Source organism: Sphingobium sp. (assembly GCF_041987595.1).
Taxonomy (GTDB): Bacteria; Pseudomonadota; Alphaproteobacteria; order Sphingomonadales; family Sphingomonadaceae; genus Sphingobium.
Window position 1 is genome coordinate 1 of sequence record NZ_JBHIWJ010000161.1, and the last position, 225, is coordinate 225.

Genomic DNA, 225 nt, shown 5'->3' on the forward strand with positions numbered 1-225 from the left:
GCGCCCCCTCAACTTCTATTGCTAATACAGGATTTGCTCTATGACCCGTCGCCAGCGCGTTGACAGCGCGGCCGGCGCCGTGGCCGTGATGGCGGCGGCCGCCCGCGACCTGTCGCCGCCCTCCTACCTCAAGCTCCGTCGCGGCGATCGACCGTTCTGGGATGCCGTGATTGCCGAGCGCGCAAAATCCGAATGGACCGACGCCGACCTGGCCGTTGCCGCGAA

At 67.1% G+C, this 225-nt stretch carries 1 protein-coding gene; it reads left to right on the forward strand.

From position 1 onward, the window contains the following. Positions 1-40: 40 nt before the first annotated feature. Positions 41-225 (forward strand): hypothetical protein (locus tag ACFC3J_RS21830; RefSeq protein ID WP_375198059.1); only part of this gene is annotated, 185 nt, incomplete at its 3' end.